13 protein-coding genes are annotated in these 13671 nt (G+C 55.8%); 2 read left to right on the top strand and 11 right to left on the bottom strand.

Annotated features, from left to right (window positions below; translation table 11 throughout):
* Positions 1 to 7: 7 nt before the first annotated feature.
* The 7 genes from rsxD to blr all read right to left on the bottom strand — a co-directional run bounded on the left by rsxD (position 8) and on the right by blr (position 5513).
* Positions 8 to 1060 (bottom strand): electron transport complex subunit RsxD, encoded by a 1053-nt coding sequence (gene rsxD, locus AM410_RS20660; RefSeq protein WP_073396648.1) that lies wholly within the window; start codon positions 1058 to 1060, stop codon positions 8 to 10.
* Positions 1061 to 3184 (bottom strand): electron transport complex subunit RsxC, encoded by a 2124-nt coding sequence (rsxC, locus tag AM410_RS20655; protein WP_073396649.1) that lies wholly within the window; start codon positions 3182 to 3184, stop codon positions 1061 to 1063.
* Positions 3177 to 3755 (bottom strand): electron transport complex subunit RsxB, encoded by a 579-nt coding sequence (gene rsxB, locus AM410_RS20650; RefSeq protein WP_032678028.1) that lies wholly within the window; start codon positions 3753 to 3755, stop codon positions 3177 to 3179. Before rsxB ends, rsxC begins: the two co-directional genes overlap by 8 nt.
* The gene (rsxA, locus tag AM410_RS20645; protein ID WP_014169803.1) at positions 3755 to 4336 is read right to left on the bottom strand and encodes an electron transport complex subunit RsxA; all 582 of its coding nucleotides are present in this window, start codon (positions 4334 to 4336) and stop codon (positions 3755 to 3757) included. The genes rsxB and rsxA overlap by 1 nt, the downstream gene beginning before the upstream one ends.
* Positions 4337 to 4412: 76 nt before the next feature.
* A complete protein-coding gene (locus AM410_RS20640; RefSeq protein WP_073396651.1) occupies positions 4413 to 4853 on the bottom strand; it encodes a DUF2569 domain-containing protein in 441 nt (146 codons plus the stop codon).
* Between the two features lie 86 nt (positions 4854 to 4939).
* Positions 4940 to 5155, bottom strand: coding sequence for a transcription modulator YdgT (gene ydgT, locus AM410_RS20635; RefSeq protein WP_006174966.1), 216 nt, complete (start codon positions 5153 to 5155; stop codon positions 4940 to 4942).
* A 232-nt stretch (positions 5156 to 5387) separates the two neighbouring features.
* Positions 5388 to 5513, bottom strand: a complete 126-nt coding sequence (gene blr / locus AM410_RS20630; protein WP_168112406.1) for a division septum protein Blr — start codon at positions 5511 to 5513, stop codon at positions 5388 to 5390.
* Between the two features lie 243 nt (positions 5514 to 5756).
* On the opposite strand from blr, the gene AM410_RS20625 reads away from it, so the two are divergent.
* Positions 5757 to 6797, top strand: coding sequence for an oxidoreductase (locus AM410_RS20625; RefSeq protein WP_073396653.1), 1041 nt, complete (start codon positions 5757 to 5759; stop codon positions 6795 to 6797).
* A 45-nt stretch (positions 6798 to 6842) separates the two neighbouring features.
* Here the strand turns inward: AM410_RS20625 and add are convergent, their stop codons facing one another.
* From add to malX, 3 genes are all read right to left on the bottom strand, one after another.
* Complete coding sequence (gene add / locus AM410_RS20620) at positions 6843 to 7844, bottom strand: adenosine deaminase (RefSeq protein WP_073396654.1); 1002 nt, start codon at positions 7842 to 7844, stop codon at positions 6843 to 6845.
* A gap of 96 nt (positions 7845 to 7940) precedes the next feature.
* On the bottom strand, positions 7941 to 9113 hold the full coding sequence (locus AM410_RS20615) for a MalY/PatB family protein (RefSeq protein ID WP_073396656.1): 1173 nt from the start codon (positions 9111 to 9113) through the stop codon (positions 7941 to 7943).
* 48 nt (positions 9114 to 9161) lie between these two features.
* Complete coding sequence (malX, locus tag AM410_RS20610) at positions 9162 to 10754, bottom strand: maltose/glucose-specific PTS transporter subunit IIBC (RefSeq protein ID WP_014169809.1); 1593 nt, start codon at positions 10752 to 10754, stop codon at positions 9162 to 9164.
* A 177-nt stretch (positions 10755 to 10931) separates the two neighbouring features.
* Here malX and AM410_RS20605 point away from each other — a divergent pair, with 177 nt between their 5' ends.
* Positions 10932 to 11960, top strand: a complete 1029-nt coding sequence (locus AM410_RS20605; RefSeq protein ID WP_014169810.1) for a Mal regulon transcriptional regulator MalI — start codon at positions 10932 to 10934, stop codon at positions 11958 to 11960.
* 69 nt (positions 11961 to 12029) lie between these two features.
* On the opposite strand, the gene AM410_RS20600 is transcribed toward AM410_RS20605, so the two are convergent.
* Positions 12030 to 13607: a YdgA family protein gene (locus AM410_RS20600; protein WP_073396657.1), complete on the bottom strand. Its 1578-nt coding sequence runs from the start codon at positions 13605 to 13607 to the stop codon at positions 12030 to 12032.
* Positions 13608 to 13671: the final 64 nt, after the last annotated feature.

Below are 13671 nucleotides of genomic sequence, written 5' to 3'. Positions count from 1 at the left end.
GAAACCCTTAACGGTGGCCGTACACGCGCGGACGCGTGTAGTAGTCGATGAGCGGAACGGTGATGTTTGCAAGCAGAACCGCGAATGCCACACCGTCCGGGTAACCGCCAAAGCTGCGGATGAGCCACACCAGCAAGCCAGCCAGCGCACCGAAGATCAGGCGGCCACGGTTCGTGGTAGATGCCGTTACCGGATCGGTCAGGATAAAGAACGCACCCAGCATGGTTGCCCCTGAGAGCAGATGCATCTGTGGGCTGGCGAGCGATTCTGGCGAGAACACCCATCCCAGTGTGGCGCAGACCGCCAGCGTCACGAGGAAGCTGACCGGAATATGCCAGCGGATCGCTTTCTGCTGCAGCAGGAACAGCCCGCCCAGCAAATAAGCAAGGTTCACCCACTGCCAGCCCGCGCCCGCCAGCATGCCGCTGAAGATGGCAGATTTCATAATCTGATCGACGGAGTGCCCGGCATGCAGGGAGGTTTTAAACGTATCGAGTGGTGTGGCCTGGCTGATGCCATCCACGCCCATACGCAGCGCGTCCATATCCGCACCGAGCGCGGTATGGCCGGTAAAGATAACGTGCAGGGCATCCATAAAGCCGGGTACCGTCGCGGCAATGTCATGCGGCGGCAACCAGCTGGTCATCTGAACCGGGAAGGAGATCAGCAGTACGACGTAGCCAATCATCGCCGGGTTGAACGGGTTATGGCCCAGCCCACCATAAAGCTGTTTGGCAATAATGACTGCAAACACCGTACCGAGCACCACCATCCACCACGGGGCAAACGGTGGAATACTGATTGCCAGCAACAGGCCAGTCAGCAGTGCTGAGTTATCGGCAAGTATGCGGGAAACCGCCAGCTTACGCAGTTTAAGCACCAGGGCTTCTGCCCCTAAGGCGCTGGCACTGCCCAGCACTATCTGGAACAGCGTTCCCCAGCCGAAAAACCAGCACTGTACGGCAATGCCCGGCAGCGCCGCCAGGCACACCAGCATCATGATGCGTGATGTCTGGCGCTGATTATGGGTGTAAGGGGAACTTGCGATTCTGAAAACCATTTAATCCTCGTTAACTGCTTGCTGTGCGGCTTTCTTCGCCTGAACGCGCGCAATGGCGGCGGCGACTGCGGCTTTACGTGGGTCGTCGTTTGCGGCCGGTTGCTGTTCTTCCTGCTGTGCTGCTTTGCGGGCCTTGGCGCGGGCAATGGCGGCTTCAACAGCCGCCTTACGCGGGTCGACAGGTGCTTCAGGTTCAGCGGCTTCAGGCTGCGCCGCCGCTTTACGCGCTTTGGCACGGGCAATGGCGGCTTCGACAGCCGCTTTACGCGGGTCGACGGGGGCTTCAGGCGTAGCGGTTTCAGTCTGCGCCGCTGCTTTGCGCGCTTTAGCGCGCGCGATCGCCGCTTCAACAGCCGCTTTACGGGGATCTACGGCCTCCGCTTCTTGTTCAACTACCACGTTTTGCTCGCCGGCCTTACGGGCTTTGGCGCGGGCAATGGCGGCTTCAACGGCGGCTTTACGCGGATCGATCTCAGCGTCAGAGGAGGCTGACCGTGCTTTTTCTGCCTGACGGGCGCGCGCAGCCGCTTTACGCGCTTCGCGGGCGGCAATCGCTTCGCTGTTATCCGGTTTTTCACCGGCCGGGATCACCACGGTCTGGGCTGCCGTCGCTTTTTTCTCCCGCACGCGTGCCAGTGCGGCATTAATCGCATCCTGGTCTTTTTCGCCGGGCTGAACTGCGGCCTGTTTGTGACGCGCCTGACGGGCCAGTTTTTCACGTTCCAGACGCGCCTGACGCGCTTCAAAACGCGCTTTCGCTTCGGCTGCGCGTTTCTCTTCCATGGAGATGGCATAAATCTCGGCCTTCTCCTGGCGGAAGTACTGCACCAGAGGAATGTTACTTGGGCAGACCCAGGCGCAGGCACCGCATTCGATGCAGTCGGCCAGGTTATGGGCCTGCGCTTTATCGTGCAGCTGACCTTTGCTGTACCAGTACAACTGTTGCGGAAGTAAATCCGCCGGGCAGGCATCGGCACAGGCGCTGCAGCGGATACAGCCTTTCTCCTCCTGCTCTTCACCCATTTCGGTCGGGGAGGGGGCAAGCAGGCAGTTTGTGATTTTTACTACCGGGACATCGAGCCACGGCAGGGTAAAGCCCATCAGCGGGCCACCCATGATCACCATCTGGTCGCTGGCCGGGCAAAAATCAGCCTGTTCCAGCAGATGACGAACCGGCGTACCCAGACGCGCCCAGACGTTGCCCGGACGTGCGACAGATTCACCGGTCAGCGTAACCACGCGCTCGGTCAGCGGTTCACCGTCCACCACCGCACGTTTCACGGCGTAGGCTGTCCCGACGTTTTGCATCAGCACCCCGATGTCCGAAGAGCGTCCGCCATGCGGAACCTGCTTGCCGGTCAGAATTTGCGTCAGCTGTTTGGCGCCGCCAGAGGGGTACTTGGTTGGGATAACGCGCAGGCCGATATCGTGGCTGCCGTTGAGGACGGCGCGCAGCATCGAAATAGCCTGTGGCTTGTTATCTTCAATGCCAATCAGCACTTCGCGCGGCTGCAGAATATGGGCAAGAATGCGGATCCCTTCCACGACCTGCGCGGCGCAGTCCTGCATCAGACGATCGTCGGCGGTGATGTAGGGTTCACATTCCGCTGCATTGATGATCAGGGTCTGAATTTTATCGCCGCCGCCGTGCAGTTTGACGCCGGTAGGGAACCCTGCGCCGCCCAGGCCGGCAACGCCGAATTGATGAATACGCTCGATAAGCGCTTCGCGGCTCCGGTTGCGGTAGTCGCTCCAGCCGTCACGGTCTATCCAGCGGTCTTCTCCGTCGGCTTCAATAATGACGCTCAGCTCGGAGAGCGCAGAGGGGTGTGCAACGGTATGGGGGGCGATCGCCACCACTGTACCGGACGTCGGAGCGTGGACCGGCAGCATACGTCCGCGACCGAACGTTAACGGCTGGCCGCGAAGGACGGTATCGCCTTCTTTCACGCACAGTTCACCCTCAGCACCGATATGCTGTTTCAGTGGCATGACGTAACGGGACGCCAGCGGAATTTGGCGCAGCGGCGTGCCGTTGGACTGGGTTTTCATTTCAGGTGGATGGATACCACCGTCAAAGTCCCAAATCTTCTCTTTTCTGAAAGCAGAAAATAACTTAAGCATGTTGTTCCACAGGAATGATGCGAACCGGAATGGTTTGAAGATCCCACTTCCAGCTTTCGGTAGTCGGTTCAACCGGGCGCAACGCGATACATTGCGTCGGGCAGGGTGCCACGCAGAGGTTACAGCCGGTGCACAGATCCGCCACGACGGTGTGCATGGCACGGGTTGCGCCAACGATGGCGTCGACAGGGCATGCCTGAATGCATTTTGTGCAGCCGATGCAGTTCGCTTCGTCAATCACGGCGAGGGCGCGAACCGGCTCCTGCACATCTTCATCGCCGTCAACAGGTTGCGGATCAACGTTAAGCAGGGCGGCTATTTTCAGCATTACCGCTTCACCGCCGGGTGCGCAGCGGTTAATTTTTTCACCCTGCACGCCTACCGCTTCGGCATAGGGGCGGCAGCCAGGATAGCCACACTGCCCGCACTGGCTTTGCGGCAGAAGCTCATCGATTTTTTCTACAACAGGATCGTCCTCTACCGCGAAACGGCGGGAGGCATAACCCAGAATAAGGCCAAACACCAACCCCAGCACGCTGATAGAGGCGATGGCTATCCAGACAGTACTCATTACAACTTCACCAGACCACTAAAGCCCATAAAGGCCAGAGACATTAAACCTGCTGTCACCAGAGCGATCGCGTTACCGCGGAATGGCGCAGGGATATCCGCTGCTGCCAGGCGCTCGCGAATCGAGGCGAACAGCACCATCACCAGAGAGAAACCGACGGCGGCAGAAAAACCGTACAGCGCCGATTGCATGAAGTTATGCCCAAGGTTGATGTTCAGCAGCGCCACGCCAAGTACTGCACAGTTGGTGGTAATCAGCGGCAGGAAGATACCCAGCAGGCGATAGAGAGCCGGGCTGGTTTTACGCACCACCATTTCTGTGAATTGCACTACCACCGCGATGACCAGAATAAAGGACAGCGTACGCAGATAGATTAAATCCAGCGGGATGAGGATCCAGTTATCAATCAACCACGCGCAGATAGACGCCATCGTCATCACGAAGGTGGTGGCCAGCCCCATGCCCATCGCAGTTTCCAGCTTTTTGGAAACCCCCATAAATGGACACAGGCCAAGGAACTTCACCAGGACGAAGTTGTTAACCAGCACAGTGCCGACAAAGAGCAGTAAGTAATCGGTCATTATTTAGCCTGAAATAAAAAAGCCGCCTATTATCGGACAAACCACCGCAGGCGACAACAGGTTATCTGTAAGGTTATTACGAGTTCACAAAGGTGTTCTTCACCCGCGTCGAACGCTTGAAATAGGGCACCAGCAGCGCCGCAGCCAGTAACGGAAAAAGCAGCTGGCGAACGGCCAGGGCATCAGAAACTGGCGAAAAAGCAAAGGCTTTCACCGCCAGCAGGACCGAAATCAGCAGCCAGATAATGTAGTGTTTAGGGACACCCTTACGGCGCTTAAAGAAGGCAATGGTCAGCCATAGCGTGTAGTACCACATCCCGATCGCAAAAACGAACGACACAAACCACATCGTAATATTAAGCACACTTTGCGACATCAGGGTCTGGATTGCATGAGGTGTAATCAGTGCGGTGGTATAAAGCAGCAGCGCAAGTGATGCGCTTAATAAGGCAACCAGCAGCCATGCCAGTGGGGCGATTAACCAGCCTCCAATTCGTTCTCCAGGCGTTGCGGTCATGAACTCTCCCATAATCTGCGCGAAATGTTGTACAGCCAGTTTGCAGGGCGGAGAGTATATAACATTTCGCGCGGATGGCTACTTTCTTATAAAACGTAGCGCCATACAGACTTAGGCACTTCACCGACGTTGAACAAACGGCCACCGGAGACCAGCTCCGCACGGCGGTGGTCAGCGGCGCGATACATATTGATGATTTCCTGATTATCCGACAGCGTGTAGTTCAGATGGTCAAACAGTTTTTCCAGGCTCTCAAGCGAATTGATCTTGCGAAATTTTAATAAATAGTCCTGAACTGTCATATTAATAAGTTTCCATATAAAAGTGAGTAATACCAGTTAAGGTAATTCGTCCGAATAATAAACGGATTAATAAAGACGTAAACAGCCCACTCAGATAACGCGACTAAATTAGGAGTTTTCTTTGCTGAAAGTACAGGCATCAGACGATGCCTGGAAGAGAAGGTTAACCGTGTTCACCAGGGCTGGCAATAAGTAACTGACATATTATGTCACTCTTTATTGCGGTAACCGGTTACTTAGGTTGGGCGACGGTGACAGGCTCCGGCGGCTGGTAGTTATCGATATGGCTGGCAACACCAAGCAAAATGACCGATACCCCAAGGACAATCCATCCCGCTAATTCAATGATTCGATTAATAATTGACGTCATGACTGGTACGTGTAATTTATCCATAAATACAGGTTGCAAATGTTACAGCGCCGTTTCCCCCGCGGCAAGTGCTTTGGGAACGGTTCCCCTAAACAAAATCAGAACGTTAAATCTATGTAACAAAAACAACCGGCATAGCCTGCTATTTTACGTCATATGGCACATGATTAATCTGTAAGAACGTCAGAGTAGCCAGTGTGAAATAAGATAGTCATAAAAGAGGGCAACATTATGAGTGATAGCATCCGCGTCGGGCTTATTGGTTACGGTTACGCGAGCAAGACTTTTCATGCGCCTCTGATTGCCGGGACGCCGGGCATGGCGCTGGCGGCAGTTTCCAGTAGCGATGCCACGAAAGTGCATGCCGACTGGCCCTCCGTGCCGGTTGTTTCTGAACCTAAGCATCTTTTTAACGACCCTAATATTGATCTGATCGTCATTCCCACCCCCAATGACACGCATTTTCCGCTGGCAAAGGCCGCACTGGAAGCCGGTAAGCACGTTATTGTCGATAAACCTTTCACGGTGACGTTGTCACAGGCGCGCGAACTGGATGCGCTGGCAAAAAGTTTTGGAAGAGTGCTTTCGGTATTTCATAACCGCCGCTGGGACAGTGATTTCCTGACGGTAAAAGCGCTCCTTAATGAAGGTTCGCTGGGCGAAATCCTCTTTTTTGAATCGCACTTTGACCGGTTCCGCCCTCAGGTCCGAAACCGCTGGCGTGAGCAAGCCGGGCCGGGCAGCGGCATCTGGTACGATTTAGCGCCGCATCTTCTCGATCAGGCCGTAAATTTGTTTGGCCTGCCAGTCAGCATGACGGTTGATCTGGCCCAGCTCAGACCCGGAGCGCAAACCACTGACTACTTTCATGCCGTCTTGAGTTACCCGCAGCGGCGTATTGTACTGCACGGGACAATGGTGGCAGCCGCCGAATCAGCGCGTTATATCCTTCACGGTACCCGCGGGAGCTATGTGAAGTTTGGTCTCGATCCTCAGGAAGAACGCCTGAAAAACGGCGAGCGTTTGCCGCAGGAAGACTGGGGCTATGACATGCGGGACGGGGTTGTGACGCGGGTGGAAGGCGAGGAGAGGGTTGAAGAAACGTTACTGACGATCCCGGGTAACTATCCGGCATATTATGCCGCTATCCGTGATGCGCTAAACGGGACGGGGGATAACCCGGTTCCGGCCAGCCAGGCGATTCAGATTATGGAATTGATTGAACTGGGGATTGAATCAGCCAAACACCGCGCAACGCTCTGTCTGGCGTGATTCTGGCAAAGCCGGGTAAGGCGAAGCGCCCACCCGGCAACGGGCTTAGCCGCGGGCGACCTTATCCCGCAGCGCCTGTTTCTCTGCTGGCGTCAGGAAGGCGATGTCCAGGCCGTTAATCTGCGCCTGGCGGATCTGATCCTGACTCAGGCCAGCCTGCGGTGCAGCGATGGTGTACTCATGAATAATATCCACGCCCTGTACCGCCGGATCGTCCGTGTTCAGTGAGGCCAGAACACCGTGCTCCAGGAAGGTTTTCAGCGGGTGATGCGCCAGTGATGCCACTGTGCTGGTCTGAATATTGGACGTCAGACACGATTCAATACCAATACGCTGCTCGGCAAGGAAATCCATCAGGGCGCGATCTTCAACGGCTTTGACACCATGACCGATACGCTCTGCACCCAGCTCACGGATGGCCTGCCAGATGCTTTCAGGGCCTGCCGCTTCACCGGCATGCACGGTAATGTGCCAGCCGGCGTCACGCGCGCGGTTGAAATGAGAAAGGAACAAACTGCCCGGGAAGCCGAGTTCATCACCCGCCAGGTCAACGGCAGCGATCGCATCACGATGCGCCAGTAACCCTTCCAGCTCCTGCAGACAGGCCGCTTCACCGAAGGTGCGGCTCATAATGCCAATCAGGCGAGCCTGAACGTCGAAGGTTTTACACCCTTCGCGCACGCCGTCAATTACCGCTTCAACCACGCCTGCAACGGGCAGGTTGTGGGTCATCGCCATATAGCCTGGCGAAAAGCGCAGTTCAACGTAGTGCAGGCCATTACGGGCAGCATCTTCAATATTTTCGAAAGCAACACGGCGGCAGGCATCCAGCGAGGCCAGCATCTTCACGCCCCAGTCGAGTTTGCTCAGGAAACTGACCAGATCCGGTTCATTTGAGGTGACCTGAACGTGGGGGATTAGGGTCTCAATCGTTTGTGCAGGGAGCGTGAGATTGTACTGGCGGCCAAGATCGAGGATGGTTTGGGCACGAATGTTACCGTCAAGATGGCGGTGAATATCAGTTAGTGGCAGGCGTGTATCAATCATGGTCGCACTCTTTTCTGGTTAAAGTGCGTCATATTATAAAAACAAAACGAGGTAAAAAGCTATTTGCGCAAGGGAATATTCCGTTGCGCAATCTGATTACAGGAGCGTCGTTATGCCAGCGATCAGCCGCTGAACCCCTTGCTCAAGCTTGCTACGCGGGCATCCCGCGTTCAGACGGACAAAACCGTTACCCTCTTCGCCGTAGGTGTATCCCGGCATGATGGCGACCTTTTGCTGCTCAATCAGGACCTTTTGTAGCATTTTGTCGTCAAGGTTGAGTGGGCGTAAATCGATCCAGGCCAGATACGTGGCTTCGGGTGGCTGCCAGTTAAGCGTCGGAAACGCACGGTGTAATTCGTGGGCAATGTACGCCAGATTTTCCTCCAGATACGCCCGCAGTGCATCCAGCCATGGCTCTCCCTGCTGATAGGCAGCAATGTGGGCCGTCAGCGCCAGTACGGAAGGGGAAGAGAGCCCGTCACGACCTTTTAATGCGCTGAGGTAACCGTTACGGCTCTCTTCATCGCCAATCAGCCCCCAGGCACCGGTGAGCGCCGGTATGTTAAAACTTTTTGAACCAGAGCTCAGAAGTGCCCATTTGCCGCGTGCCACTTCATTCCACGGCGTATGGCGACGGCCTCCCCACACCATGTCCATATGAATTTCATCGCTGATCACCGCCACGTCATAACGGGCGCACAGTTCTGCCATGTGACTCAGCTCTTCACGGGTCCAGACTTTACCCGTGGGATTTTGCGGGCTGCACAGCAGCAAAATTTTGTTTTCCGGTTTTGCCAGTGCCGCCTCAAGCGCGGCCCTATTTCCCTGCCAGCCCGTGTCATGTTTTTCCATCGCCACGCCGACCACCTGGCGGGCATTCCCCTCGATGGCCTTATAGAACGCATCGTAAGCGGGGGTATGGACCACCACGCCGTCGCCGGGAGTTGACCAGAGGCGAATCAGTTCGGACACCATATAAATAACGGAAGGCCCGTACACGAGCGATTCGGTATCAATGTGGCTGTTAAAGCGCTGCCGGAACCAGTGCGCCACAGCGGCGAGAAACTCTTCATTTTTCCAGCGGCTGTAGCCAAACACCCCGTGATGAATACGCTGGTGCAGCGCTTCGGTGATGCAGGGCGCGGTCGCGAAATCCATATCGGAGATGGTGAAGGGCAGCAGATCGTCCGCGCCAAAGCGGTCGGCGACATAGTCCCACTGCGTGCACCAGGTGCCGTGTCGATCCACGACGGTTGAAAAATCGAACATGACTCAAGTCCTTAAAGAAAACCCCCCTCAGCGCGAGGGGGTGAGGCATCAGGCTTCCACTGTACGCATCAGGGTTGCCAGCTCATCTTTCACTGACTGGACCTGCGGGCCGATAACCACCTGCAAATTATGTTGATTTAACTGTACCACGCCGATGGCCCGGTTGGCTTTCAGGGCGTTGGTGTCCACTTTCGACATGTCCGCCACCGACAGGCGCAGTCGGGTGATGCAGTTATCCAGAGAGGTAATGTTATCCGCTCCGCCCAGCGCCGCCAGAATAGCAGGGGTGTTATAGCCGGACTTACCCACGGTACCTGCAACAGCCTGCTCAACGCTGCTGGCGGTATCGGTATCCCGCCCAGGCGTTTTGAGGTTAAAGCGGGTGATGGCGAAGCGGAAAATGCCGTAGTACACCGCGAACCAGATAGCGGCGACCACCGGTACCAGGTACCATTTGGTCGACAACCCGTGCAGGATCCCGAACACCACAAAGTCGATGACGTTGCCGTCGGTATTCCCGATGGTGACGCCCAGCACCGCCATCACAGTGAAGCCCAGACCGGTCAGTACCGCGTGGATGAGATACAGCACTGGCGCGACAAACAGGAACAGGAATTCGATTGGCTCCGTTGTACCGCCCACGACACAGGCGATGACCCCGGAAATCAGCAGCCCTTTAATTTTATGGCGGTTTTCCGGACGAGCACAGTGATACATGGCCAGCGCCGCACCCGGCAAGCCGCCGAGGAAGGCCGGCATTTTACCCTGTGACAGGAAGCGGGTCGCACTTTCAGAGAAGCCGTGCGTGGTCGGGCAGCTCAGCTGTGCCTGGAAGATGGTCAGCGCACCGCTCACATCGTGTCCGCACACCTCCATTGTGCCGCCCGCTTCGGTAAAGCGGATCAGCGCCACCAGAATATGTTGCAGACCAAACGGCAGCAGCAGACGTTCGCCGGTTCCGAAGATCATCGGACCAAAATCGCCCGCACCGTTGATGATGCGGCCAATTCCGTTAATCCCCAGCGCAAAGACTGGCCAGATCAGCGGAATAATAAGGCCAAACAGACCCATGACCACAAGGGTTACAATGGGTACAAAGCGGGTGCCCCCGAAGAACGCCAGCGCATCAGGCAGGCGGATATTGTGGAAGCGCTCATGCAGCATCCAGATAATCACCCCGGCGATCACCGCGCCGAGGATCCCGGTATCAATGGACTGAATCCCGATAACGCTCTGAATGTTGTTCGCTTTAAGCACGGCGGCATCGGTGGTGGGCAGAATGCCTTTAGCCGTCAGCCAGAAGTTCACCGCAAGGTTCATTACCGCATAACCGACAAACCCGGCAAAGGCGGCCACGCCTTTGTTCTCGCGTGCCAGACCCAGCGGGATAGCAATACAGAACATCACCGGCAGGAAGCTGAAGGCGAAGGAGCCGACTTTACTCATCCAGATAAAGATCGCCTGCAGCACAGGTGTTCCGAGGAACGGGATCAGCGTGATGACGTCCTTACTGCTCAACGAACTGCCGATCCCGAGCATGATCCCGCAGAACGAGAGGAGTGCCACGGGCAGCATAAAGGTTTTACCCAGTTGCTGGAAAAATTCCCACAGCGATATTTTTTGTGCTGCTTTCGCCGTCATAAAACGACTCCTTTATTGTTAAAATCAGTTTATCTGCTTCAATGCTGCGAGAAGATAAAACGTTTTATCAAAGTTTAGTGCGCTCTGAATCACATTCTCAGGCTTTGACTGGTAGTATAAAGATTACATATTGATAAAACGTTTTACCGATCTCATTTCAGGGAGTCACGCCGACACATGGCTGTAGCGAAAAAAATCACCATCAACGATGTCGCGCTGGCGGCGGGGGTTTCCGTCAGCACCGTTTCACTGGTGCTCAGCGGGAAAGGACGCATTTCTCCCGCGACCGGGCAACGGGTTAACGAGGCGGTTGAGCAACTGGGCTTTGTACGTAACCGCCAGGCATCAGCGCTGCGCGGCGGCCAAAGCGGTGTGATCGGTTTGATTGTGCGTGACCTGACCTCTCCCTTTTATGCCGAACTGACCGCGGGCCTGACCGAAGCGCTTGAAGCGCAGGGACGGATGGTCTTTTTGCTTCACGGCGGTCGCGAGGCCGATCAGCTCCTTTCCCGTCTGGATATGCTCCTTACGCAGGGCGTCGACGGGGTGATCGTCGCCGGCGCGTCGGGTGTGAGTAATGACTTGTGCGAGCGCGCCGCCGAAAAAGGCGTGCCGCTGGTGTTTGCCTCGCGCGCCAGCTATCTGGACGAAGCCGATACCCTGCGACCGGACAACATGCAGGCCGCACAAATGTTGACGGAGCATCTCATTCATCGTGGGCATCAGCGCATTGCCTGGCTTGGCGGAAAAAGCTCGTCCCTGACGCGAGCCGAGCGGGTAGGCGGTTACTGCGCGACGCTGATTAAATACGGCCTCCCGTTCCACAGCGAATGGGTGGTGGAATGCGAATCCAGCCAGAAGAAAGCCGCGGAAGCGATAAACGCGTTATTACGGAGTAGCCCGACGATAAGCGCCGTGATTTGCTATAACGAGGTGATTGCGATGGGAGCCTGGTTTGGCCTGATCCGCGCCGGGCGTCAGAGCGGAGAGGGTGGGGTTGAAACCTTCTTCGGCCACCAGGTGGCGTTAGGGGCATTTGCCGACGTCGGTGAAAACGCGCTGGACGATCTGCCCATTGTCTGGGCCACCACACCTGCCCGGGAGATGGGTTACACGCTGGCGGACAGGATTATGCAGCGCATCGAAAAAGCAGACGTGCAGGCCGGGCACCAGATTGTGTCGGCACGGTTAGTGACGGTGAAATAGTATTTCGTGGCACCAGTCTGAGTACCTGCAACCGGTAATAAAAAACCCCTCAGAGAGGGGTTTTGATGATTACTGCTGTGGTGCAGCGGGTGCAGCGGGTGCAGCGGGTGCAGCGGGTGCAGCGGGTGCTTCAGGCACGGCCGGCGCTGCAGGTTCAGCCGGTTCCGGCATCCCCAGGGCAGGCATACCAAACATCCCGACAAAATCTTCCAGCGGCATTTTATCGCCGTTTAGCGTGACCTGACCGTTGGCATACTGCAGGCTGGTGGAAATGGTGTTGTCTTCCATCTTCGTGATGCGGAACATCTGGCCCATTGCCGCCAGGCCTTTCACCTGCTGGCTCGCCAGCTTGCCGGCATCTTCATCGCCATACCCTTCAAGCTTCGCAATCTGGGTCATAAACTCGGTTGCCATATCCACAGGGATGGTCAGCTTGCTGTCGAGTGACTTCACGCTGCGATCCACTTCCTGCGCCAGCGTCTGAGGTTCACCCGTTGCGGTTGCAGGGTCTTTCAGGAACAGGGACAGGTTAAAGTTGGTTTCGCCTTTGCTGTTTTTCCAGCTCAGCGGGGCCACGGTGATAACTGGCTCGCCTTTCAGCAGGATTGGCAGGTTGTTCATCAGCACCGCCATGGCCTGCTGCTGGTAAACTTCCGGATTCTGCTGCAGCGCGGCATTGCTCAGCAGTGCCTGGCTCTCTTTGCTGTATTTCTGGCTAAATTCATGCCATGCCTGACCGTCGATATTGCCAATCTTCAGCGACAGTTTGCCGGTCCCGAGATCCTGGTTCTGCACTTTCAGGCTCTTCAGGGCGTAATCCAGTTGGGTATTGATGCTCTTACCGTCTTTAGACACGTCGGATTTGCCGTCCACCTCCATGCCTTCCAGCACGGCCATCTCTTTCCCTTCAACCGCGATAGCAATCTTGTCGAAAGAGAGTTTCTGATTACCGATACGCTCTTTAAAATCGGTCATCTTGCTGTCGCCATCGGCTTTCAGGTTATTGAACGTCAGCTGAACCTTTTGACCGTATTCATTGACGGCATTGATCAGGCCGCTCTCTGCTTCACCGGTCAGGGAGAAGACATTTCCATCGCGGTCAGCATCAACCTTGAAATTCCCCCCGCTAAAGGTCACTTTCTCGTTATCTTTCTCGTAGTTCAGTGCTTTCAGATCGATACTGGAACGTGTGTCACCGGCGTAGCTGATGCGGGTGTTAACCTCGAAAGGTGACTCATTCTTTGCCAGATCAAACAGCGGTTTGGTTAAGTCGTTATTCACCAGTACAGTATGAACGGACGCCATCGACGGGATCAGGTTAAAAGACGTTAACTGTGCCAGCGGGAACGGACCATGGCTGACCACTTCATCCAGCACCACGCTTTGGCCCGGTTTCAGCCAGCCATTTTCATTACCGGCAACAGGCTTGACAACCACCTGCATATGGCTGGTAAAGATACCACGCTGATAATTCTGGTAGGCAAGCTCCACGCCTGCTTCCGGCGCGCCACGCTTAAGCTCTCCGTTAGCCTGTGCCACCATCTCAGCCAGACGGCTTTCCAGCTGTTTCCCGGTAAACCAGGAGGCACCTGTCCAGACCACGCCTAACGCTACAATCACTCCTACCGCTACGACCGATTTTTTCATTGCGACTATCCCTAAAATGAAACCAGGCGGTAGAAACCGCCCGGTGATGTAAAGTCTTCAACTA

Origin of the sequence: Enterobacter cloacae complex sp. FDA-CDC-AR_0164, assembly GCF_003071645.1 — a bacterium.
Taxonomy (GTDB): domain Bacteria; phylum Pseudomonadota; class Gammaproteobacteria; order Enterobacterales; family Enterobacteriaceae; genus Enterobacter; species Enterobacter ludwigii.
The sequence above is the reverse complement of the archived record's forward strand: the minus strand, read 5'-3'. Positions and strand labels throughout refer to the sequence as shown.

What these genes read in the sequence shown, in the direction of transcription:
- rsxD (WP_073396648.1), bottom strand. Translation starts at nt 1,060, where the DNA reads ATGGTTTTCAGAATCGCAAGTTCCCCTTACACCCATAATCAGCGCCAG.
- rsxC (WP_073396649.1), bottom strand. Translation starts at nt 3,184, where the DNA reads ATGCTTAAGTTATTTTCTGCTTTCAGAAAAGAGAAGATTTGGGACTTT.
- rsxB (WP_032678028.1), bottom strand. Translation starts at nt 3,755, where the DNA reads ATGAGTACTGTCTGGATAGCCATCGCCTCTATCAGCGTGCTGGGGTTG.
- rsxA (WP_014169803.1), bottom strand. Translation starts at nt 4,336, where the DNA reads ATGACCGATTACTTACTGCTCTTTGTCGGCACTGTGCTGGTTAACAAC.
- AM410_RS20640 (WP_073396651.1), bottom strand. Translation starts at nt 4,853, where the DNA reads ATGACCGCAACGCCTGGAGAACGAATTGGAGGCTGGTTAATCGCCCCA.
- ydgT (WP_006174966.1), bottom strand. Translation starts at nt 5,155, where the DNA reads ATGACAGTTCAGGACTATTTATTAAAATTTCGCAAGATCAATTCGCTT.
- AM410_RS20625 (WP_073396653.1), top strand. Translation starts at nt 5,757, where the DNA reads ATGAGTGATAGCATCCGCGTCGGGCTTATTGGTTACGGTTACGCGAGC.
- add (WP_073396654.1), bottom strand. Translation starts at nt 7,844, where the DNA reads ATGATTGATACACGCCTGCCACTAACTGATATTCACCGCCATCTTGAC.
- AM410_RS20615 (WP_073396656.1), bottom strand. Translation starts at nt 9,113, where the DNA reads ATGTTCGATTTTTCAACCGTCGTGGATCGACACGGCACCTGGTGCACG.
- malX (WP_014169809.1), bottom strand. Translation starts at nt 10,754, where the DNA reads ATGACGGCGAAAGCAGCACAAAAAATATCGCTGTGGGAATTTTTCCAG.
- AM410_RS20605 (WP_014169810.1), top strand. Translation starts at nt 10,932, where the DNA reads ATGGCTGTAGCGAAAAAAATCACCATCAACGATGTCGCGCTGGCGGCG.
- AM410_RS20600 (WP_073396657.1), bottom strand. Translation starts at nt 13,607, where the DNA reads ATGAAAAAATCGGTCGTAGCGGTAGGAGTGATTGTAGCGTTAGGCGTG.